We start from the raw sequence: 385 nt of genomic DNA, 5'->3' as shown, positions 1-385 counted from the left end.
TCCGCGCCTATGTGAAGTCCTACAAGAGCCTGCCGTTCAATCTCTATCATATCCAATGGAAATTCCGCGACGAGCAGCGTCCGCGTTTCGGCGTGATGCGCGGCCGCGAGTTCCTGATGAAGGACGCCTATTCGTTCGACCTCAACGAGGCCGCGGCGCGCGTCGCCTACAACAAGATGTTCGTCGCCTATTTGCGCACCTTCGCGCGGATGGGGCTGAAGGCGATCCCGATGCGCGCCGAGACCGGCCCGATCGGCGGCGATCTCAGCCACGAGTTCATCGTGCTGGCCGAAACAGGCGAATCCGGCGTCTTCATCAATCGCGACGTGCTCGACCTGCCGGTGCCGGGCGAGGACGTCGATTACGACGGCGACCTGACGCCGAT

At 62.6% G+C, this 385-nt stretch carries 1 protein-coding gene; it reads left to right on the top strand.

Going from position 1 to position 385, the window contains the following annotated elements; all coding sequences use genetic code 11:
- On the top strand, positions 1-385 hold a 385-nt coding region (locus tag ACNFOC_RS55855), incomplete at both ends, for an aminoacyl--tRNA ligase-related protein (RefSeq protein ID WP_416966506.1).

The sequence above is a fragment of the Streptomyces colwelliae genome (assembly GCF_048158785.1).
GTDB lineage: Bacteria > Actinomycetota > Actinomycetes > Streptomycetales > Streptomycetaceae > Streptomyces.
This window is presented reverse-complemented; position numbering and strand designations above follow the sequence as displayed.